The organism is Candidatus Enterococcus ikei, from assembly GCF_017316105.1.
GTDB classification, from domain to species: Bacteria; Bacillota; Bacilli; order Lactobacillales; family Enterococcaceae; genus Enterococcus_L; species Enterococcus_L ikei.
In genome coordinates, this window is sequence record NZ_JAFLWD010000020.1 from 24,946 (window position 1) to 45,180 (window position 20,235).

Sequence of the window (20,235 nt, forward strand, 5' to 3'; positions counted from 1 at the left end):
TTTTTTTTTATTATTACTTAATTGTAAGGAGAAACGATGTTAAGATACATAAAATATTGGTAGAATAAGGACAATGAATAAACTGGAGCGAAAACGATGAAAAAAATTTTAGAAGTAAATCATTTAAGTAAATCATATGGGTATCGAAATAATAAGGTACAAGTTTTGAATAATATTTCTTTTTCAGTTGATCAAGGCGAATTTGTTGGCATTATGGGACCAAGTGGTGCAGGTAAATCTACATTATTAAGTGCTATATCCACGATTGCTTTACCTACAACAGGAACCGTTCACATCGACGGGCAGGATATTTTAAAAATGCGTGATAATCAAATCAGTGACTTTCGTCGTAACAAACTAGGCTTTATTTTCCAAAATTTTAATTTAATGGATACGCTGAACGTAAAAGATAATATCCTCTTGCCTTTAGCTGTTGATCGAATGCCTTTAGTGGAAATGGAGCAACGGTTGACTCATGTTGCCAATATACTAGGAATCGAACAATTATTGACTGCCTATCCCAATGCAATTTCGATTGGGCAAAAACAACGTGTGGCAGCAGCACGAGCATTGATTACTAAACCTAAAATTATTTTTGCTGATGAACCAACAGGATCTCTAGATTCTAAATCAGCAGCTGAGTTGCTGCAATATATGACAAATATGAATTTAGAAGACGATGCTACGATCATGATGGTCACTCATGATCCTTATACTGCAAGTTATTGTAATCGGATTTTATTTATTAAAGATGGTGTATTTTTCTCAGAAGTTGTCCGACAAGGTTCTAGAAAAGAGTTCTTTAATCGGGTGATCGATATGCAAGCAACGATTGGCGGAGGTGGTCGTGCCAATGATTTTTAATTTGTCTTGGAAGAACTTCAAAGGGCAATTTCTCAATTACCTTGTCTACTTCGTTAGTATGACATTTGCTGTTGTTGTGTATTATTGTTTTAGCGCTATTACTTACAATAGATCGTTGGCTAATCGAGTGGGACAAGAAATTCATATCAACGGCGCAATGAATTTAGGCGGAATATTGATCGTTATTATGATACTAGGTTTTATGTTTGCAGCGAATCATTTCTTCTTATTAAAGCGAGGAAAAGAAATTGGACTGTATCATCTGATTGGTATGCGGAAAAGTCAAATATCTTTTTTGTTTTTTGTGGAAACATTGATTTTGGGCGCAGTCTCATTAGTAACTGGAATTGTTTTAGGCATTATTTTTTCAAAGCTTTTTTCAATGATTTTAGCAAAAGCGATGTTTTTGCAGGTTGAAAGTTTGTTTTTTATTTCAATACCTTCAATGATTCAAACCAGCTTAGTATTTTTATTTATGTTGTTTGCGGTCTCTCTTCGAAGCAGCTGGCGGATTTATCGTTATCAAGTAACAAACTTACTTAAACCAACTGAAAAAAAAGCGGTCAAGTCAAATAAAATGTCTCTATTAGATACTTGTTTAGGAATTCTTGGTATAGTGCTTATTGGTACAGGGTATTTTTTATCGTACAATGTTATTTCTTTTAGCACAGTTTTTCTGCATACATCATTGGGGATTGTTGGTTTTTTGATGGCTCCTTTAGTGATTATGTATATTTGTATGGTGGGGACATATTTATTTTTTAAATACACGATGTATTTAGTGGTATTTTTCTTTGGAAAAAATAAAAGTCATTATTATCGAAATTTAAATATGTTGGCATTGGGAAATACAAAACAACATATTAAAAGAGGCGGAAATACGTTATCAGCTGTTACTATTTTTATTGCGATTGCTTTAGGAATGATCGGTGGCGCAGCGTCTTTTTATACAATAGGTATGAATTCAGTGAATATAACTGCACCAACTGATTTTATTGTAGCTGAGGAGAATTTTAAAGAAATAGCACAAGTCATCGAAAAGGAACCGGATACAAAAATCGATTCATTAGTCAAATTGAATTATAAGTTGACGGGCAGTCAATTTCATCTTAAAATTGGACAGGAAGAAAAACAGCAGACGTTAAGTCCTATCAACTTATTATCACTTTCTAATTATCATGAATTTCAAAAAATAAATCCTTATCTAAAAAATATCGAGCTAAAAAAGGAACACGACATTGTTATTTTGGACAGTATCCCAAATATTCTAGGTGGTTTTATTCGCTATGATTCGACGTTCATATTGTCAGAAGGGATCAAGCTTCATGTAGCAGATGTAAGAGCAGATTACTTAGGGCAAGATTTATTAAGATACAATTTCCCCACAGTCGTTGTATCAGATAAACAATTTGGTGAGATAAATTCTGGCATAAGCTATACGTTAAGTGCTTTTAATATTCAAGCCAAAGATGAAGAAGCTCTTGCAAATAAGTTGTCAGAAGCTGTAAAACCCAAATGGATAACGCCTGTTTATCATAAATATCAGTGGGTCAATAATCAGCTGCAAGGCTACATATCGAAAACGAGCCAACAGCCACAAAAAGAGAAATCCCAAGTTTATTCTGAAGATGATGAACAGGAATTCTGGCAACTGAATTATACTAGCCGTTTTTCTGATTTGAGATATAAAAGAAGAGAAATGGGTCTATTCATTTATGTGGCAATGTTTTTAGGTATCCTAGCCTTGATCATAACTGGAAGTATTTTGATGCTGCAGCAATTTTCCGAAGCTGAACGAGAAAAAGGAAATTATGATTTATTAAAGAAACTCGGTGTTCCTAAAAATGAGATCACAAAACTTATTTATCAGCAAAATAGTATTATATTTTTCCCACCAATGATCATTGGTGTCTTACATGCAACGTTTGCAATATATGTTTTTAGTAAATTTATTACAAGTTCTGGTTATTGGCTCGCATATCTTTCTTGCGGGATATTGATACTGATTTATCTGACGTATTATTTTTTAACGTCAGCAATTTATTCGCGTATGATTCATGGGAAAGACCGACAATAGCTTAAATTTTTTTTAAGAGGAGTATGAATCACCAAGTTGGTTTTGATAAGCAATATTTTAGTTAGTTTAAGTTAACGAAGAATTTAAAAATACAAAAACCGATCGTTTAAGTTAGTTTTTACGCGGTAAATGGTCGTAGAAAAATATTTTTTTGTACTTATTTTTTACAATAAAGAGGGCGGAACAAAAACTTTTCCCTTTTGTCCTGTCTTCTTTTTTTGTGAAGTGACAAAACTGTTAGTAAAAAAGGAAGCTTTATTTAAAAATTTAGTTTCTTTTCTTGTTTGTTTTGATTACAATAGCAGTACTAAAATTATGAATATGCGGAATTTTGGAGGCATGAAATGAAAGAATTTTTTAATCGACCCAATGTGCAATATTGGGGGAAGTTCATTGGAAGAACCGTTTTTTATTTTGGAGTCTTGCTGATGTTGATTTATTTATATCATTACAAAAATATTGACGGCGGAACATTTATTTATAATGAGTTTTAGGGAGGGAAGACTTCATGACGATTTTAAATATTATTGAAGCAATCGATCATTGGGGGATGAAAGAGCCAAACCGTCCCGTTTATATTGAGTCCAATCGAACGTATACTTATGGAGAGTTGAAAAAAAACTCGGATGCAATTGCTGCTTTTTTACAGGAAAATGTAGAACGAGCTCGTCCAGTGGTGGTTTACGGAGAGTTGGAATTTGAAATGTTAGCCTGCTTTTTAGGCGCATCAAAGGCTGGTCACGCATATATTCCGATTGAAGCACATACGCCCAAAGAACGGGTAGAAATGATTTTAGATGTGGCCAAACCAGCAGTGATTTTTTCTATAAAAGAATGGCCAGAGCTTTCTACGAATGCGAAGCTAGTTTCATTGGAAAAAGTACAACACATTTGCACAGAATATAAAGCTTCAGACACTGTTCAACCTGTTATTGATTCAGAAACGTACTACATTATTTTTACTTCTGGAACAACCGGAGTGCCTAAAGGCGTTCAGATTAGTCATGGCAATCTTTTAAGTTTTGTCAACTGGGAACTAACTGATTTTGGAATCACAGAAGGGATGCGTTTTTTATCTCAAGCGCCGTACTCTTTTGATTTATCAGTGATGGATCTTTATCCAGCGCTGACAACAGGTGGCTCGTTAACACCGATGCGAAAAGAAGTCATCAATGACTTTAAACAATTGTTTGCAGTCTTGCCGCAATTGGAAATAGAAGTTTGGGTTTCTACTCCTTCGTTTATGGATATTTGTTTGATGGAACCAACATTTGATGGAGAACATGTCGAAAGCTTGAAAGTTTTTCTATTTTGTGGGGAAGAGTTGCCTAAATCCACAGCACAGAAATTACTGGATCGTTTTCCAAGTGCTCACATTTTCAATACGTATGGCCCAACTGAAGCGACTGTGGCAATTTCTGGTGTAGAGGTCACGCAGGAGCTTTTGGACAACTATAGTCGGGTACCGATTGGCCGCGTCAAAAATGATACGAATGTTTATATTATGAATGATGATCAAGAAGTTCCAGCTGAAGAGGTTGGTGAAATTGTAATTGCAGGTCCTAGTGTTTCAAAAGGCTATCTGCATAATCCGGAAAAAACTGCAGCTGCTTTTTTTGAATACAAAGGTCAACCAGCCTATCGTACAGGGGATGCTGGAAAAATAAAAGACGGCATGCTGATTTATGACGGACGGATTGATTTTCAAGTAAAGCTTCACGGTTATCGAATCGAACTTGAAGACATCGATCATCATTTAGCTGGTGTTTCTTATGTGAAGCAGGCAGCCGTTGTGCCTAAATACCAAAATCATAAAGTGCAGCAGCTTGTTGCGTTTGTAGTTGCTAATCCGCATGATTTTGACAAGGAATTTAAATTATCAAAAGCTATCAAAGAAGAATTAAGCCTATCAGTGATGGACTATATGATTCCGCAAAAATTTATTTATGTGGAACAGTTACCTCTGACAGCCAATGGAAAGATCGATCGTAAAGGATTGATGAATGAGGTGAATGCTACATGATCGATTTCCCTTATATGATTCCTTATGCGAATCCTATTTATTTTATTTATTTACTGATTGCGCTATTACCAATGATTATTACGCTGCTAACTAAAGGCAAACGCTGGTCATGGTATCAAGTGTTGGTCACGTTATTGTTCTTGTATATGAGTTTTGGCGGTAAAGATTGGAAACAAGGGGTAGCGTTGATTGTTTATGTCATTTGGCAAACGATCTTGGTTTGGTTTTATTTTCATTATCGGCAAAAGAAAAACGCAAGCTGGGTCTTTTATCTAGCTGTATTTTTAGCAATTTTGCCATTAGTTTTAGTTAAGGTAATGCCTTTTGTTTCTGGACATGCTTCATTGTTAGGATTTCTTGGTATTTCCTATTTGACCTTCAAGTCTGTGCAGATCATTATGGAAATGCGTGATGGTTCGATCAAAGAATACAATATTTTCCGTTATATTGAATTTCTGTTATTCTTTCCAACGATATCGTCTGGACCGATCGATCGTTATCGCCGTTTTGAAAAAGATGTAGAAAATCCGCCAACGCCTGAAAAATATGTCGACTTTCTCGGCAAAGGAATTCATAATTTTTTCCTTGGATTTTTATATAAATTTATTATTGGTTATTATTTTGGACAAGTATTGATGCCTGTCGTAGCAAAAGCAGCTGAAAAGACAGGTGGCTTTTCTTGGGAATTAGTTGCATACATGTATATTTATAGTATGTATTTGTTCTTTGATTTTGCCGGATATAGTTTGTTTGCAGTTGGGACAAGTTATTTGATGGGCTATGACACACCGGTCAACTTTAACAAACCATTTTTAAGTTGGAATATTAAAGAATTCTGGAATCGTTGGCATATGACACTTTCTTTTTGGTTCCGTGATTATATTTATATGCGCTTGATGTTTACTTTAATCAAAAAGAAAGTTTTCAAAAGCCGTATCGTTGCTTCAAATGTTGGGTATTTTGCTTTATTCTTGCTTATGGGACTCTGGCATGGACTAACATGGTATTACCTGGTTTACGGATTGTATCACGCCCTCTTGATTTGTTTGACTGATGCGTGGCTACGATTTAAGAAAAAACATAAAGAGAAAATCCCCTCAAACAAATTCACCCATGCGTTTGCGATTTTCTTAACTTTTAATGCAGTTTGCTTTAGCTTCTTGATTTTTTCAGGATTTTTAGATACATTATTTTTTAAATAAAAACAAAATAACATACAGCTAAAAACTGTACGACAGAGGAGAACTACACATGAACATAGAAGAAACCATTTTAGATATTTTGGAAGAAATTGCTGGTACAGATGAAGTCAAAGAAAATAGAGATGTTGATTTATTTGAAGAAGGCTTGATGGACTCACTAGCTACAGTTCAGTTGTTAGTTGAAATTGATGGACAATTAGGTGTACAAGTACCAGTTTCAGAATTTGACCGCGATTTATGGAACACACCAAATAAAGTCATCGAGCAAGTGAAAGCATTACAATAATGAGTATGAAGAAAAAAATCTTTGGAATTTTTGGACCGATCTTGATTTCTGCGGTTCTGCTTCTTGTTTTTTTCTTTGCGCCGTTCAAAATAGACATGGGTAGCAAGCGTGTTTTAGCTGATGCGTCTACATCTATGGCAACCAACGTGCTAAGAGGAAATGCAATCAAAAATAAAGCGATCGGTTCAAAAGACTATGTTCCATTTTTTGGTTCTTCTGAGCTGAGTCGGATCAGTCCATTTCATCCGTCAGTTTTAGCAGATAAATATGATCGGAATTATCGCCCATTTTTATTAGGAGCGCCAGGAACTCAGTCTTTAACACAGGCCTTGATGATGCAATCTATGGGGAAAAATCTTTCTCATAAAAAAGTAGTTTTTATTATTTCACCACAATGGTTTGTAAAAGAGGGTGTGACTAATGACTACTTCAATGCGTATTATTCTGAGTTGCAAACCTACCAATGGGTCAGTGCTCTAAAAAAAATAACGCCTGATGATCAGTACCTTGCAACGCGTTTAATGGATTTTCCCAAAGTAAAAGAAGACAAGCGTTTAGACAGTGCTTTAAAATCGATTATTTCAGGAACCTTGCCGAGTGCATCGGATAAGCGGTATATTGATTTGATGTTTAATATGTTTTCACGTGAAGATGAATTATTTGGAAAAATCGGTATGATAAACAAAGATAAAGCGATTGAAAAAGCTGAACGTCGTTTGCCCGATACCTATGATGTGAACGAGTTAGATCAACTAGCTGAAAAAATAGGTCAAAAGGCAACAAACAACAATTCATTTGAAATTTCCAATCCATTCTTTGATAAACGATTAAAGAAGAAATTAAATAGTTTAGAGAATTCTCAGGTAAATTGGGATTATCGTTTTTCTCCTGAATTTTCGGATTTACAGTTAGTTTTAAGTCAGTTAGCTCAGGATAATGCAGAAGTTTTATTTATTATTCCACCAGTTAATAAAAATTGGTCGAATTTTACAGGACTTTCACAAGAAATGTTGCAAGGTTTTGCTAAAAAAGTTAAGTATCAATTGGAAAGTCAAGGCTTTAATAACATTGCCGATTTTACAAAAAATTGTGATACAAAATATTTTATGGCGGATACAATTCACTTAGGTTGGCGAGGTTGGCTAGCTGCCGATCAACGAATCAAGCCATTTCTTGAAAATAGTTCGACTAAAACACCGAAGTATCAGCTTGATAGTTCATTTTATTCAAAAGAATGGCAACAAAAAGAGCCAGAGGATATAAAAAAATAGTTAAAGCTTTCGTTTAGGGAGGGCGGGGCAAAAGTATTTTATACTTTCGTCTTGCCCTCTTGTTTTTTTTGTACGCTTATAAATTGTTCTAAGTAGTTTATTTTTAGACTTAATAGAAAGGAATGGTATAATACTTTTGGAGTTATATTTGGAAGGGAGTTTTATACTTTGGATAAAAAAGAAGAGAAGATGTTAATTGAATTAACAAATGCTAAAGGAGTACCTGGCAACGAAGGAGAAGTCAGAGACATATTTAAAAAATACGCAGAACCTTTTGCTGATAAAATCATGTATGATGGTTTAGGCAGTATTATCGCCAAACGTGTTGGGGATAAAGAAGGTCCTAAAGTGTTCTTTTCAGGACACTTAGATGAAGTCGGTTTTATGGTAACTCAGATCACAGAAAAAGGGTTTATTAAATTTCAAACCCTTGGTGGTTGGTGGGGTCAAGTGATGCTAGCTCAACAAGTTCAGATCAAAACAGGCAAAGGTGATGTATTTCATGGTGTGATTGGGTCAAAACCGCCTCATGTGTTGTCTGTAGAAGCTAGAAAACAACCTTATGATGTTGCAGATATGTTCATCGATATTGGTGCATCAAGCGATAAGCAAGTAGCTGAGTGGGGCATTAAACCAGGTGATATGATCACGCCATATATTGAATATCGTAGGATGAATGATACTAAATTTATGTTAGCCAAAGCTTGGGATAATCGTATTGGTACAGCTGTAGCTTTAAAAGTTTTAGAAAATTTAGCGACAGATAAACATCCTAATATCATATTTGCGGGAAGCGACGTACAAGAAGAAGTTGGCTTGCGTGGTGCTCAAACGAGTACTCATTTAGTTGACCCAGATATTGCTTTTGCCCTAGATACTGGAACTGCTGGTGACACGCCGGGAATGACGCCGAAAGAAGCCGATTCTGAATTAGGGAAAGGACCGCAGATCTTGATTTTTGATGCGTCGATGATTCCTCACAAAAAATTACGTGATTTTGTGATTCAAGTGGCTGAAGAAAACAATATTCCTTTCCAATACACTGTAATTACAGGTGGAGGTACAGATGCCGGCAGGATGCACTTAAGCAGAAATGGCGTACCATCGTTAGCAATCACAGTTCCTGTACGTTATTTACATTCTCATACTTCGATGATCCATGAAGATGATTATTTAAATACAGTCAAACTAGTTACAGAAGTTGTTAAGCGATTAGATCAAGAAACAGTAGATAAGCTCCGCAGTTACTAAAAAAGAGGTGATAGTTCAAATGAAAAGTCAAATTACGAATGCAATGCATCGAGAACAAGCTAGAATTTCCTTGAAAAATCAATGGGGAGCTATGGCGTGGATTACATTTTTAGCTGTATTTATCCGGTTTATTATTAGTACATTAGTTGGAGGTATTGCAAATTTACCAAAAGAGAGTGCTGGAAATAATGTTATGTCTTTCTTATTAAATAACTTTATCTTTTTTGCGATTACCTATGGCACTTATTACTGTGCACTCCAAGTTTTACGAGGGAAAAAAGTTCAGGCTGGAATGCTAACAACTATTTTTCAAGGAAAGTTTTATATTCCGATGTTATTGATTAATATTACGCAATATCTTGTTGAATTGTTATTAAATTTAATAGTCTTGTTACCAGTCCTTTTATCTTACGGGGCAGCTATGTATTTTGGTTTGATGTTCAACACCGTCTCAGTTGATCAATTTCAATCTCAAATGGGTGGAGACATCGTTTTAGCCATACTATTAATTGTTTTTGCATTTTTAATGATTTTTGTGGGTGTGTTTGTCAGCGGTGTTTTTCAATTTGCCGTGTGGATCAAAATTGATGATCCTGAATTATCTGTTGGAGATGCGCTCAAGTATGCATTGTTCTTAATGAAAGGTCGTTTTGGGCAATACTTACTTCTACAAATTTCATTTATTGGTTGGTTTATTATTGGTGCTTTAGTCTTCGGAATTGGTTTATTATGGGTGATTCCGTATCATGATGTGGCGATTGCCAGTTTTTATGATACAGCCCGTGAAGAAAAAGGCGCACCTGTTTCAGTTGATTAATATTAAGAAAAGCAGGACAGTCTGTAATCAGATATGTTCTGTTTTTTTATGAATCGAAAAATAGTTAAAGGGAAATAAAATCAGGATAAATAATTGTCTCTATTTTCCGTTTTTATGTTACCATTAAGCGAAGAATAATCGAGGAGGTCGATGAAGTTGAAAATAACCGTTTTAGGCTGTTTAGGTGCTTATCCTTATAAAGGAGAAGGAACCAGTTCTTATTTACTGGAGTCTGATGGTTTTAAGCTATTGTTAGATGCGGGAAGTACAACCTTAGTCAATTTAGAAGAGCATCTTGATCCACTGACATTAGATGCAGTGATTTTGTCCCATTATCATTATGATCATATCGCAGATCTCGGTGTGTTGCAGTATTATCGTCAATTATATCCAGTGATGGAACCGACACCTATGTTGCCGATTTATGGACATACAGATGACATGGTTCATTTTGAAGCATTGAATATGCCAAATGTGTCAAAAGCCGTTCCCTATTTTGAAGCAGAAGAATTAAAATTAGGGCCTTTCCTTGTGACTTTTATGAAAACGATTCATCCTGTACCTTGTTATGCGATGCGTTTTGTAGAAGAAAAAACGGGTAAAGTGTTTGTCTTTACAGGTGATTCTGGTTATTTGGAAAGTTTTGTTGATTTTGCCAAAAATGCGGATGTCTTTTTAGCTGATACGTATCTATTTGAGGGCAATGAAAACCATCATGCTCATTTTACCTCAAAAGAAGCAGGAGAAATCGCAAAAGCTGCTGGTGTCAAAGAACTTATATTGACTCATTTACCTCAACATGGCTCTTTAGAAGAGTTGAAACAACAAGCTGAAAAAGCCGCTGGCAGTCAAGTAACCGTTGGTTTAGCAGAGAAAAATTTAGTGATTGAAATTTAAGGAGTGGTGAACTGTGATTTTTGTACCAAATGAAAATAACGACCCAAGAGTTAACTTAGCGATCGAAACGTATTTATTAAAAGAAAAACCTTTAGATGAACCAATTTTATTATTTTATATCAATGACCCATCAATCATCATCGGGCGCAATCAAAACACAATCGAAGAAATCAATAAAGAGTATGTAGATGAACACGGGATTCATGTGGTTCGTCGATTAAGCGGCGGCGGTGCTGTGTACCATGATCATGGGAATTTGAATTTTAGTTTTATTATGCCGGATGATGGGAATTCTTTCCGTGATTTTGCGAAGGTAACACAACCAATCATTCAAGCATTGCACGAGCTTGGGGTTTCTGGTGCTGAGTTAAAAGGCCGTAACGATTTAGTAATCGACGGGATGAAATTTTCTGGAAATGCGATGTATGCAACGGCTGGAAGAATGTTTGCTCACGGCACATTGATGTTTGACAGCGATATTGATGAAGTAGTTAACACATTAAAAGTTCGCAAAGATAAAATCGAATCAAAAGGAATCAAATCCGTTCGCTCACGAGTAACCAATATCAAGCCATTCTTGCCAGCAGATAAACAAGATATGACAACAGAAGAATTTCGTGAAGATATTTTATTGAAAATCTTTGGTGTCGACTCTGTTGACCAAGTGAAAACCTATGAATTAACTGATGAAGACTGGGAAAAAATCAACAAAATCTCTGACGAATACTACCGTAACTGGGATTGGAATTATGGTAAATCACCAGCCTTTAACTTAGAACGTCATCAACGCTTTCCAATTGGTTCCATCGATGCACAAATGAATGTTGAAGACGGCGTGATCAAAGAAATCAAAGTCTTTGGCGATTTCTTTGGGCTAGGTGAAATTAAAGATGTAGAAGAAATTTTGACAGGTACAAAATACGAAAAAGCAGCGATCGAAGCAGCGGTGGATCAAATCGATATTAAAAAATACTTTGGTAATATTGAAAAAGAAGATTTGGTTGGCTTGCTTTATTAATAAGTAGAAAATAAGGTACCAGTGGTAAAACTAGAGAATAGTTTTACCACTGGTGCTTTTCTTATCTCTGGCTACTTAGCAAAACATAGTAGTTGACATTCTTTCTACTAAGTTATACTATATACCTGTACTTAATAATAATGAGTAGCGAGAAAAATGTTAAGTATCACAAGAAAGAACAGGTGATGAAAATTATGAACGGGACAACAGAAATGCTCAAGGGTGTTCTAGAAGGTGTCATTCTGGAAATTATCGATCGGCACGAAACCTATGGCTATGAAATAACCAATAAGTTACAAGAATATGGGTTTGAAGATATCGTTGAAGGAACGGTTTATACGATACTTTTACGTTTAGAAAAAAAGAATTTAGTAACTGTTACGAAGAAAAAATCCAATGTAGGGCCTATGCGAAAGTTTTATTCATTGAATGAGAACGGACAAAAAGAACTCAATTTATTTTGGCAACGCTGGGGATTTATTTCAGGACAGATTGAAAAATTAAAGGAGAGAAAAGAGAATGAAAAATAAAAATATTTTCAATTATTTTAAACAAGTACATGCAGATAAAGTAAAATACAATAAGCAAATCGCACGATTGAGAGAACTTCCTGATGAGTACCAAATGGTTTATAAAGAAATTCAAAAATTTTTGTGGGAATTTACTGCAGGAGACGGCATGGATATGTTACCGGTAATGTTGGATCTTCTAGAATTTTTCGAAGAAGGTGCAGCAAATAATATTCCTGTTTTGCAATTAGTCGGTGAAGATGTTGGCTCCTTTGCAGAAAATACGCTAGATGAAATGCAAGCACGCAACCGAATCAATGAATTGAAAAGAAAAATGAATGAACGGATCGCAAAAAAATTAGGTGATGAATAAAAGTAAAATGATTCCGCTTTGTGACTGCGGAGTTACTACTGTGTAAAAATTTCTTGTTTTCTCTTTTGACATCGTATCTTTCTATTCGTATAATAAAGAAGCGAAAAGGAGCGAATATTATGCGAAACGAAATGATGCATCGACCAGTTGTAAAACAAGAACTAGTTGATTTTATGCGAAATAAACAAAAAAAGATCCAAGGAGAATTAGGTGTGATCGAAGAAGAAGCACACGTTGCTGGAGTGCCAATTATTCCTCATGAAACAGTTGTATTTCTGCAATTTTTCTTAGATCAGATTAAACCTAAAAATATTCTAGAAATTGGAACCGCAATCGGTTTTTCTTCTAGTTTAATGGCACAATACGTCGGAGAAGATGGACATGTCACCACGATCGATCGATTTGATGTAATGATCAGAAAAGCGAAAGTAACTTATGAACGCTTAGGTTTAACAGACAAAGTAACGTTGTTAGAAGGACAAGCGGCAGAAGTTTTACCTACTTTAACTGGTCCTTATGACTTTATTTTTATGGACAGCGCAAAATCTAAATATATCGAATTCTTACCGGAATGTTTACGTTTATTACGTGTTGGCGGTGTCTTAATGGTGGATGATGTTTTCCAAGCAGGAACGATTTTAGACCCAATCGAAGAAATTCCACGCAGTCAAAGAACGATTCATAGAAAGTTGAATCAATTCTTAGATACAGTCATGACTCATCCAGATTTAACATCGACTTTATTGCCATTAGGTGATGGCGTGATCATGATCACGAAAGAAAGAGAAATAACTGAATAACAATGATACGGCTTGGGTCAGGATTTAATTATTTTGATTCAAGTTTTTTTATGTGATAATAAAGGAGTGAATAAATATGAAATCAGATAAAGAGAAGCAACAAGTGTTAAATAACTTGGTTGCGCATTACGGTTTTCAATACTGGTGGGAAGATGAGAATCGTATCTCTGATTGGGTTTCGATGATCCTAATCCAGCAAACAACCGAAAAAAATGCCCGTAAAGCTTTAGCCAATTTAGAACCTTATTTAACCGTAGAAAGTCTTCAAGAAATCGAATTGGAAACATTACAAGAATTGATTCGTCCAGCAGGTTTTTTCACGCAAAAAAGTAACTATATCAAAGCCTTGATCAGCTGGTTTGTTTCTTATGATAGTGATTTTGATAAATTTCGTGCATACTCCACTGAGGAACTTAGAAAAGAGCTGTTGAAGATCAAAGGTGTCGGTCCAGAAACAGCAGATGCGATGCTCCTTTATATCTTTGAACGAAATGTGTTTATTGCAGATCAATATGCAATTCGTTTGTTTAATCGTTTAGGTTTTGGTCCATATAAGACATATGAAGAAATGCGTAAGGATTTTATTCATTTGACTGAAACAATCCCTCATGATTTATGTAAAGAATGGCATGCGGTGATTGATGTGCATGGCAAGAATTTTAACAGAGATAAGAAGATGGATGAAACATTTTTAATCTCCTAAGCTAAGTCATTCTCTTTATTTTGTGTTTAATTTTCGTTTAAGTTTCGAGGCGTACACTTTCCTTGTAAGGGGGAGGAAAACGTCATGAATAATACTAAAAACATAAAAAGAAAGCTTCCTAAAATATTTTTGATTGTAGGTGTTGTTCTGATGCTCTTTCTTTTATTTCAAAAAAGCTTAACGGCATTTGCCGAAAAATTTGTGCAAAATAGTGAACCAGTAGAAATTCAAGCGCCAACGATTCTGGTTCCGGGCACTAATGGAACGGTCAATCGATTTAATGGATTGATCAAATCGTTAGATCCCCAAGCTGACGTGTTAAAAGTTACTGTAGCAACTGACGGAACTGTTTCTTCTAAAGGAAAACTAACTAGTTCAACGAAGCATCCCATGATCGTGATTGCCTTTAAAGACAGTAGTAACAGCACGTTACCTGTTCAAGGAAAATGGTATCAATTGGCGTTAAGCTATATTCAAGAAAAATATTCATTTGAAACATACAATTATCTAGGACATTCCAATGGTGGATTAGTGATCACTTCTTACCTAGAAGAATTTCAACAAGCCACCGATCCAAAATTAGCCAAACTGATAACTTTAGGAACACCATATAATGATACACCAGAAAAATACAATGAAGCTGTGACTTCCTTTACACAACTAAAAGAAACCAGCGATCTGCTCAAAGGCTATTTAAAAAATCTGGAAAATATCCCTAATACGATTGAGATGTTAAATATCGCTGGAGAAGTTGATGATACTGCATCAGACAATACAGTGCCTGTACAAAGTGTTTATTCTGGAAGATATATTTATCAGGATCAAGTGGCTGAGTATCAAGAAGTATTGATTCAAGGAGAAAATGCAAGTCACAGTGAGTTAGTTGAAAACCAGAAAGTCGTTCAATTATTGAAAGATTTCTTTTGGTAGAATAGAGTGAAGATGAAACAGGACAGAGATATTTTTCTTTGTTCTGTTTTTGTTTTATTGTGTAAATATGATCAGACAAACCATAAAAGGTGTTCTTTCATGTTATTGAGAATGAAAGAGCTATTTTCTCAAAGAAAAGACGGAAATGGCAAAAATAAAATAACTAAACTATAATAATTCTATTGACATAATAATTTTAAATTGATACGCTTATAAGGTAGGAAATTATCTAGATTTAAAAAAATTGGAGGAATAATAAATGAACTTAATCAACACAAAACTATTAGACTTTGAATGTGACGCATACCAAGATGGAGACTTTATCAAAGTATCAACAGCAGACGTATTAGGAAAATGGAGTATTTTCTTCTTCTATCCAGCTGACTTTTCATTTGTTTGTCCAACAGAATTAGGCGACATGCAAGATCACTATGATCATTTAAAAGAGTTGAATTGTGAAGTTTACTCTGTATCTGAAGATAGCCACTTTGTGCATAAAGCTTGGGCGGACGCGACTGATACGATCGGTAAAATCAAATACCCAATGTTAGCTGATCCAAATGGTAAAATTGCTCGTTTCTTCGGTGTTTTAAATGAAGATTTAGGTCAAGCATACCGTGGAACATTTATCGTTAGCCCAGAAGGCGAAATCAAATCTTATGAAATCAATGACATGGGAATCGGCCGTAATGCTGATGAACTCGTTCGTAAATTAGAAGCTTCTCAATTTGTAGCAAAACACGGTGACAAAGTTTGTCCAGCAAACTGGAAACCAGGCGAAGAAACAATCGCACCAAGTTTAGACCTAGTTGGTAAAATCTAAATCCTTAAATAGATGACCTTAAGACTTCCTTTTTGGGAAGTCTTTCTTAAAATTTATCAATCAAAATAATGCGACGGCAAAAGGAGAACATACATGAGTCAAGAAATTTATGATTTGATCGTAATCGGCGGCGGATCAGCTGCTTTATCAGCGGGGATTTACGCGGGTCGTGCGATGTTAGATACATTGATCATCGAAAAAGATAAGATCGGTGGACAAGTAACGACGACTTCCGAAATCGTGAACTATCCAGCGATTAGAGCAACAACTGGTCCTGAATTGATGGAAGATATGCGTTTACAAGCGCTGGATTTCGGGGTTGAATTTACAACGGATGAAATCATTGATGTTGATTTAAGCCAAACTGTAAAAACAGTCAAATCTGTGACTAAAACCTATCAAGCCTATGCTGTGATCATTGCAACGGGCGCGTCAGCACGTAAAATCGGTTTCCCAGGTGAAGTTGAATTTACAGGACGTGGAATTGCTTATTGTTCAACCTGTGATGGTGAATTCTTCCAAGGATTAGATATTTTCGTACTTGGTGGCGGTTATGCGGCAGCCGAAGAAGCAGTTTACTTAACTCGATATGGTAAATCAGTGACGATGATCATTCGTGAACCTGATTTTACTTGTGCGAAATTAACAGCAGAAGCAGCAAAACAACATCCAGATATCAAGATCGTCTATAATACAGAAGTAAAAGAAATCACTGGTGATGATTTTGTTCGTAAAGCTGTTTTTGTTAATAATGAAACTGGTGAAGAAACAACATATGAAGCGCCAGCAGACAGCACGTTTGGTATGTTTGTTTTTGCAGGGAATAAACCAAGTACTGAGATTTTTGAAGGTAAAGTCGAATTAGATCGCGGCTATGTGCCGACAAATGAAAATATGGAAACCAATGTTCCTGGTGTCTATGCAGCCGGAGATTTACGTATCAAAGAATTACGTCAAATCGTTACCGCTGTTGCAGATGGCGCAATCGCTGCAACCAATGCACAAAAATACATCACAGAAGAAAAAACAAAAGCTGGCTTACCGATCGTCAATGAACGTATGGAAAAACGTTTAGCGAAACAGCATGCTGAAAATAAAGAAGTACAACCAAAAGCAGAGAAAAAACCTGCTAAAGCAACAAGTGGAAATAATACATGGTTCCCTGATGCAATGAGAGAGCAACTAGGTGGTATTTTCGGTAAATTAACGAAGAATGTAACCTTATTACAAGTCATGGATAGTAGCGAAGAGAAATCACTTGAATTAAATTCTTTCTTAACTGAATTTGCCTCATTAAGCGATAAAATTTTGCTGGAAACTGTTCAAAAAGGTGCAGATGCTGACGTAGAAGCGAAATATGGCATCGATAAATTACCTAGTGTTGTTGTCTTAAATGATCAAGGTGAATACACAGGAATCAAATTTAGCGGTATTCCAAGCGGACATGAAGTCAACTCGATCGTTTTAGCGGTCTACAATGTAGGAAGCGCTGGACAGCCAATAGAAGAGCCTGTCGTTGATAAAATCAAAGAGCTACCTAAAAAGAAAGTACAGATTTTCGTTTCATTGACTTGTCATTATTGCCCTGATGTTGTGGCAGCTTGTCAGCGAATTGCTTCGATCAATCATAATGTTGAAGCTGAAATGATCGATATCGGTGTTTTCCCAGAATTGAAAACAGAAAAGAAAATCATGAGTGTTCCTGCGATGATCATTGATGATAAGGACATTGTTTTTGGTTCTAAGAATATGGATGAAATCATTGAAATTTTAGAAAAATAAAAAATAGCCGAATCAACTGAACGATTTGTTCTTGATTCGGCTATTTTTATTTTATTGTGACAAGTTTTTTCAGCGGTTCAACACCAAAATGTTTTTCTTGGTACAAAAGAATTTCAGCACAAGCGCGACTATCTTCTAGAGCGTCATGATGGTTGTTCAATTGTATATCTAGATTCTCACAAACGGTGTTTAATTTATGATTCGGCATCTCTGGAAATAACTTACGACTCGTTTTCACAGTACATAGCGAAAGGTAATTCGGCTGATCGATGCCATAATAATCTAAACATCCAGCTAAAACACCACAGTCGAAAGGCGCATTATGAGCGACAACTAAACTATTCGCTTTAAAGCAACCTTGAATTTGCTTCCAAACTTCTGGAAATTTAGGTGCATCGGCTACATCTTCTGGTTTGATCCCGTGAACTTGAATGTTTTTCCAGAAAAAATCAGTTTCTGGTTTAATCAAGGAATAGAATTCATCCACGATTTTATTATTTTCTACTTTTACTAATGCGACAGAACAGGCACTATGCTTAGCATAACTGGCTGTTTCAAAGTCTATGGAATAAAAATTCATTTTCATTATCCCTTTCAGTTCAAAATTAATTCATACATGCAGTATAACAAAATAAGTGGCGTATAGTAAGTCTAATTGAAGAATATTAACAGAAACTAAATAAAAAACGAGAGAAAGAACCTCTCGTTAAGCAATAGTCAAGTCAACCTCAACTGGACAGTGGTCACTTCCAGTAATGTCAGTATGGATCTTCGCACTAGTCAAAGCTTCTTTCAAGCCATCTGAAACGACAAAATAATCGATTCTCCATCCAGCATTATTTTTCCGAGCATTAAAACGATAGCTCCACCAAGAATAAACGCCTTCTTGATCAGGATAGAAATAACGATAAGTATCAATAAAACCACTATCCAATAATTCTGTAAACTTCCCACGTTCTTCAGGTGTGAATCCAGCATTTTTTTGATTGGTTTTCCAGTTCTTTAAATCAATATTTTGATGAGCTACATTTAAATCGCCACAAAGAATCACTGGTTTTTCTTTACTTAATTCGTTTAAATACGCACGAAACGCATCTTCCCATGTCATACGGTAATCTAAACGTTTTAACTCATTTTGTGAATTTGGTGTATAACAAGTGATCATAAAGAAGTTTGGATATTCCAATGTGATCAAACGACCTTCTTGATCATGTTCTTCAAGATCCATACCATAACGAACGCTTAAAGCTTCTTCTTTAGCAAAAATAGCAGTGCCAGAGTAGCCTTTTTTCTCAGCATAATTCCAGTATTGGTGATAACCTGGTAAGTCTAGATCAATTTGACCTTCTTGTAATTTTGTTTCTTGTAAGCAGAAAAAATCTGCATCTAATTCGTTAAACACTTCCATAAAGTTCTTTTTAACAACAGCACGCAGGCCGTTGACATTCCATGATATACATTTCATTTCATTCACCTCATTACTATTGTAACAAGAAAGTCAGTGATTTCAACTATGAAAGGCTGTACCTTATAAATAATTCTATTTTTTTACATCTAAATCAATTCCTGATATGCTAAACTTAAAGAAATAAGTGTATTAACTAGCTTGTTCAGCTTTTAAAATCAAGGAGGACTTTTCGTGAAAATTGGAATCATCGGCTTAGGAAATATTGCGCAAAAAGCGTATTTACCTGTTTACTCTCAACTAAGAGACCAAGCAACGTTTATTTTATCTACCAGAAATGAACAAACTAGAAAAGAAATTAGTGAAAAATACGGCTTCAATGAAATAGTAGCTTCGACAGAAGAGTTGATTGAAGCTGGCATATCAGCCTGTTTTGTCCACGCCGCAACGAAAGTTCATGGTCAACTAGTCAAACAACTGTTAGAAGCTGGCATCCACGTTTTTGTCGACAAACCGTTAAGTGAAAACCTAGCAGAAGTCAAAGAAATCCAAACGCTAGCAGCAGAAAAAAATCTCCTGTTGATGGTTGGATTTAATCGCCGTTTTGCTCCATTTGTAGAAGAATTAAAAGCAGTTGAAAATAAAAATATGATGTTGATTCAAAAAAATCGTATTGCCTCAGAATCCACAGCTAATTTTGTGATCTACGATTTATTTTTACATATAGCGGACACGCTTGTTTATCTACTTGATGACGAGATTCGACACATCCAAACCAAAATCATCGAGGAAAATGGCCTATTAAAAAGAGCCTTACTCCAAGTAGAAACGGAAACCACAACAGCAATCGCTTCAATGAATCTCTATGCTGGGGCAAATACTGAAACCTACCAGCTAACAAGCCCAGAAGGAACGTTAGTATTAGAAAATCTAACGAACTTAACCATCAAAAATCAGCTAGGAACGCAACAAAAAAACTTTGGCGATTGGTCAACAACACTAGAAAAACGCGGCTTCCAGCAAATGGTAGAAGAATTTATCAAAGCCATTCAAACAAATGACGGAACGCGTTTAAAACAAGAAAAAGTCTTTACTAGTCATGAGCTATGTGCGCAAATGCTACGGAAACATCAAGAACATATTTTATAGAGTCAGACTAGAAAGTTTTTCTTTGACATGCTAGAATAAGTAGGATGTTTGAAAG

21 protein-coding genes are annotated in these 20,235 nt (G+C 35.5%); 19 read left to right on the forward strand and 2 right to left on the reverse strand.

The window, feature by feature from the left end; translation table 11 throughout:
- Window positions 1–96: 96 nt before the first annotated feature.
- The 18 genes from JZO69_RS08990 to JZO69_RS09075 all read left to right on the forward strand — a co-directional run bounded on the left by JZO69_RS08990 (window position 97) and on the right by JZO69_RS09075 (window position 17,626).
- Complete coding sequence (locus JZO69_RS08990; RefSeq protein WP_207112548.1) at window positions 97–864, forward strand: ABC transporter ATP-binding protein; 768 nt, start codon at window positions 97–99, stop codon at window positions 862–864.
- Window positions 854–2,941: an ABC transporter permease gene (locus JZO69_RS08995; protein WP_207112549.1), complete on the forward strand. Its 2,088-nt coding sequence runs from the start codon at window positions 854–856 to the stop codon at window positions 2,939–2,941. The genes JZO69_RS08990 and JZO69_RS08995 overlap by 11 nt, the downstream gene beginning before the upstream one ends.
- Window positions 2,942–3,285: 344 nt before the next feature.
- Window positions 3,286–3,435: a teichoic acid D-Ala incorporation-associated protein DltX gene (locus JZO69_RS09000; RefSeq protein ID WP_207112550.1), complete on the forward strand. Its 150-nt coding sequence runs from the start codon at window positions 3,286–3,288 to the stop codon at window positions 3,433–3,435.
- A 14-nt stretch (window positions 3,436–3,449) separates the two neighbouring features.
- Complete coding sequence (gene dltA / locus JZO69_RS09005) at window positions 3,450–4,964, forward strand: D-alanine--poly(phosphoribitol) ligase subunit DltA (RefSeq protein WP_207112551.1); 1,515 nt, start codon at window positions 3,450–3,452, stop codon at window positions 4,962–4,964.
- A complete protein-coding gene (gene dltB / locus JZO69_RS09010) occupies window positions 4,961–6,166 on the forward strand; it encodes a D-alanyl-lipoteichoic acid biosynthesis protein DltB (RefSeq protein WP_207112552.1) in 1,206 nt (401 codons plus the stop codon). The genes dltA and dltB overlap by 4 nt, the downstream gene beginning before the upstream one ends.
- A 49-nt stretch (window positions 6,167–6,215) precedes the next feature.
- Window positions 6,216–6,452: a D-alanine--poly(phosphoribitol) ligase subunit DltC gene (dltC, locus tag JZO69_RS09015; RefSeq protein ID WP_207112553.1), complete on the forward strand. Its 237-nt coding sequence runs from the start codon at window positions 6,216–6,218 to the stop codon at window positions 6,450–6,452.
- On the forward strand, window positions 6,452–7,723 hold the full coding sequence (gene dltD / locus JZO69_RS09020; protein WP_207112554.1) for a D-alanyl-lipoteichoic acid biosynthesis protein DltD: 1,272 nt from the start codon (window positions 6,452–6,454) through the stop codon (window positions 7,721–7,723). Before dltC ends, dltD begins: the two co-directional genes overlap by 1 nt.
- Window positions 7,724–7,891: 168 nt before the next feature.
- Window positions 7,892–8,974 (forward strand): M42 family metallopeptidase, encoded by a 1,083-nt coding sequence (locus JZO69_RS09025; RefSeq protein ID WP_207112555.1) that lies wholly within the window; start codon window positions 7,892–7,894, stop codon window positions 8,972–8,974.
- Window positions 8,975–8,993: 19 nt separating this feature from the next.
- Window positions 8,994–9,791, forward strand: coding sequence for a DUF975 family protein (locus tag JZO69_RS09030; RefSeq protein ID WP_207112556.1), 798 nt, complete (start codon window positions 8,994–8,996; stop codon window positions 9,789–9,791).
- A 156-nt stretch (window positions 9,792–9,947) separates the two neighbouring features.
- Window positions 9,948–10,688 (forward strand): MBL fold metallo-hydrolase, encoded by a 741-nt coding sequence (locus JZO69_RS09035; RefSeq protein WP_207112630.1) that lies wholly within the window; start codon window positions 9,948–9,950, stop codon window positions 10,686–10,688.
- A 13-nt stretch (window positions 10,689–10,701) separates the two neighbouring features.
- Window positions 10,702–11,706: a lipoate--protein ligase gene (gene lplA, locus JZO69_RS09040; RefSeq protein ID WP_207112557.1), complete on the forward strand. Its 1,005-nt coding sequence runs from the start codon at window positions 10,702–10,704 to the stop codon at window positions 11,704–11,706.
- Window positions 11,707–11,900: 194 nt separating this feature from the next.
- On the forward strand, window positions 11,901–12,236 hold the full coding sequence (locus JZO69_RS09045; RefSeq protein WP_207112558.1) for a PadR family transcriptional regulator: 336 nt from the start codon (window positions 11,901–11,903) through the stop codon (window positions 12,234–12,236).
- Complete coding sequence (locus tag JZO69_RS09050; RefSeq protein ID WP_207112559.1) at window positions 12,226–12,588, forward strand: DUF1048 domain-containing protein; 363 nt, start codon at window positions 12,226–12,228, stop codon at window positions 12,586–12,588. Before JZO69_RS09045 ends, JZO69_RS09050 begins: the two co-directional genes overlap by 11 nt.
- A gap of 119 nt (window positions 12,589–12,707) precedes the next feature.
- Entirely contained in the window at window positions 12,708–13,388 is a 681-nt protein-coding gene (locus tag JZO69_RS09055; protein ID WP_207112560.1) for an O-methyltransferase, read from the forward strand.
- A 76-nt stretch (window positions 13,389–13,464) separates the two neighbouring features.
- Entirely contained in the window at window positions 13,465–14,091 is a 627-nt protein-coding gene (locus JZO69_RS09060; RefSeq protein ID WP_207112561.1) for an endonuclease III domain-containing protein, read from the forward strand.
- An 84-nt stretch (window positions 14,092–14,175) separates the two neighbouring features.
- On the forward strand, window positions 14,176–15,021 hold the full coding sequence (locus JZO69_RS09065) for an alpha/beta hydrolase (protein WP_207112562.1): 846 nt from the start codon (window positions 14,176–14,178) through the stop codon (window positions 15,019–15,021).
- Between the two features lie 259 nt (window positions 15,022–15,280).
- On the forward strand, window positions 15,281–15,844 hold the full coding sequence (ahpC, locus tag JZO69_RS09070; protein WP_010760552.1) for an alkyl hydroperoxide reductase subunit C: 564 nt from the start codon (window positions 15,281–15,283) through the stop codon (window positions 15,842–15,844).
- Between the two features lie 93 nt (window positions 15,845–15,937).
- Window positions 15,938–17,626, forward strand: a complete 1,689-nt coding sequence (locus JZO69_RS09075) for an FAD-dependent oxidoreductase (protein ID WP_207112563.1) — start codon at window positions 15,938–15,940, stop codon at window positions 17,624–17,626.
- A 46-nt stretch (window positions 17,627–17,672) separates the two neighbouring features.
- Here JZO69_RS09075 and JZO69_RS09080 read toward each other — a convergent pair whose 3' ends face one another.
- Window positions 17,673–18,206, reverse strand: coding sequence for a 3'-5' exonuclease (locus JZO69_RS09080; protein ID WP_207112564.1), 534 nt, complete (start codon window positions 18,204–18,206; stop codon window positions 17,673–17,675).
- 126 nt (window positions 18,207–18,332) lie between these two features.
- Window positions 18,333–19,091 carry an exodeoxyribonuclease III gene (locus JZO69_RS09085; RefSeq protein ID WP_207112565.1) on the reverse strand — a complete coding sequence of 253 codons (759 nt, stop codon included), beginning with the start codon at window positions 19,089–19,091 and terminating at the stop codon, window positions 18,333–18,335.
- A 174-nt stretch (window positions 19,092–19,265) separates the two neighbouring features.
- Between JZO69_RS09085 and JZO69_RS09090 the strand changes: the two genes are divergently transcribed.
- Window positions 19,266–20,180 (forward strand): Gfo/Idh/MocA family oxidoreductase, encoded by a 915-nt coding sequence (locus tag JZO69_RS09090; RefSeq protein WP_207112566.1) that lies wholly within the window; start codon window positions 19,266–19,268, stop codon window positions 20,178–20,180.
- Window positions 20,181–20,235: the final 55 nt, after the last annotated feature.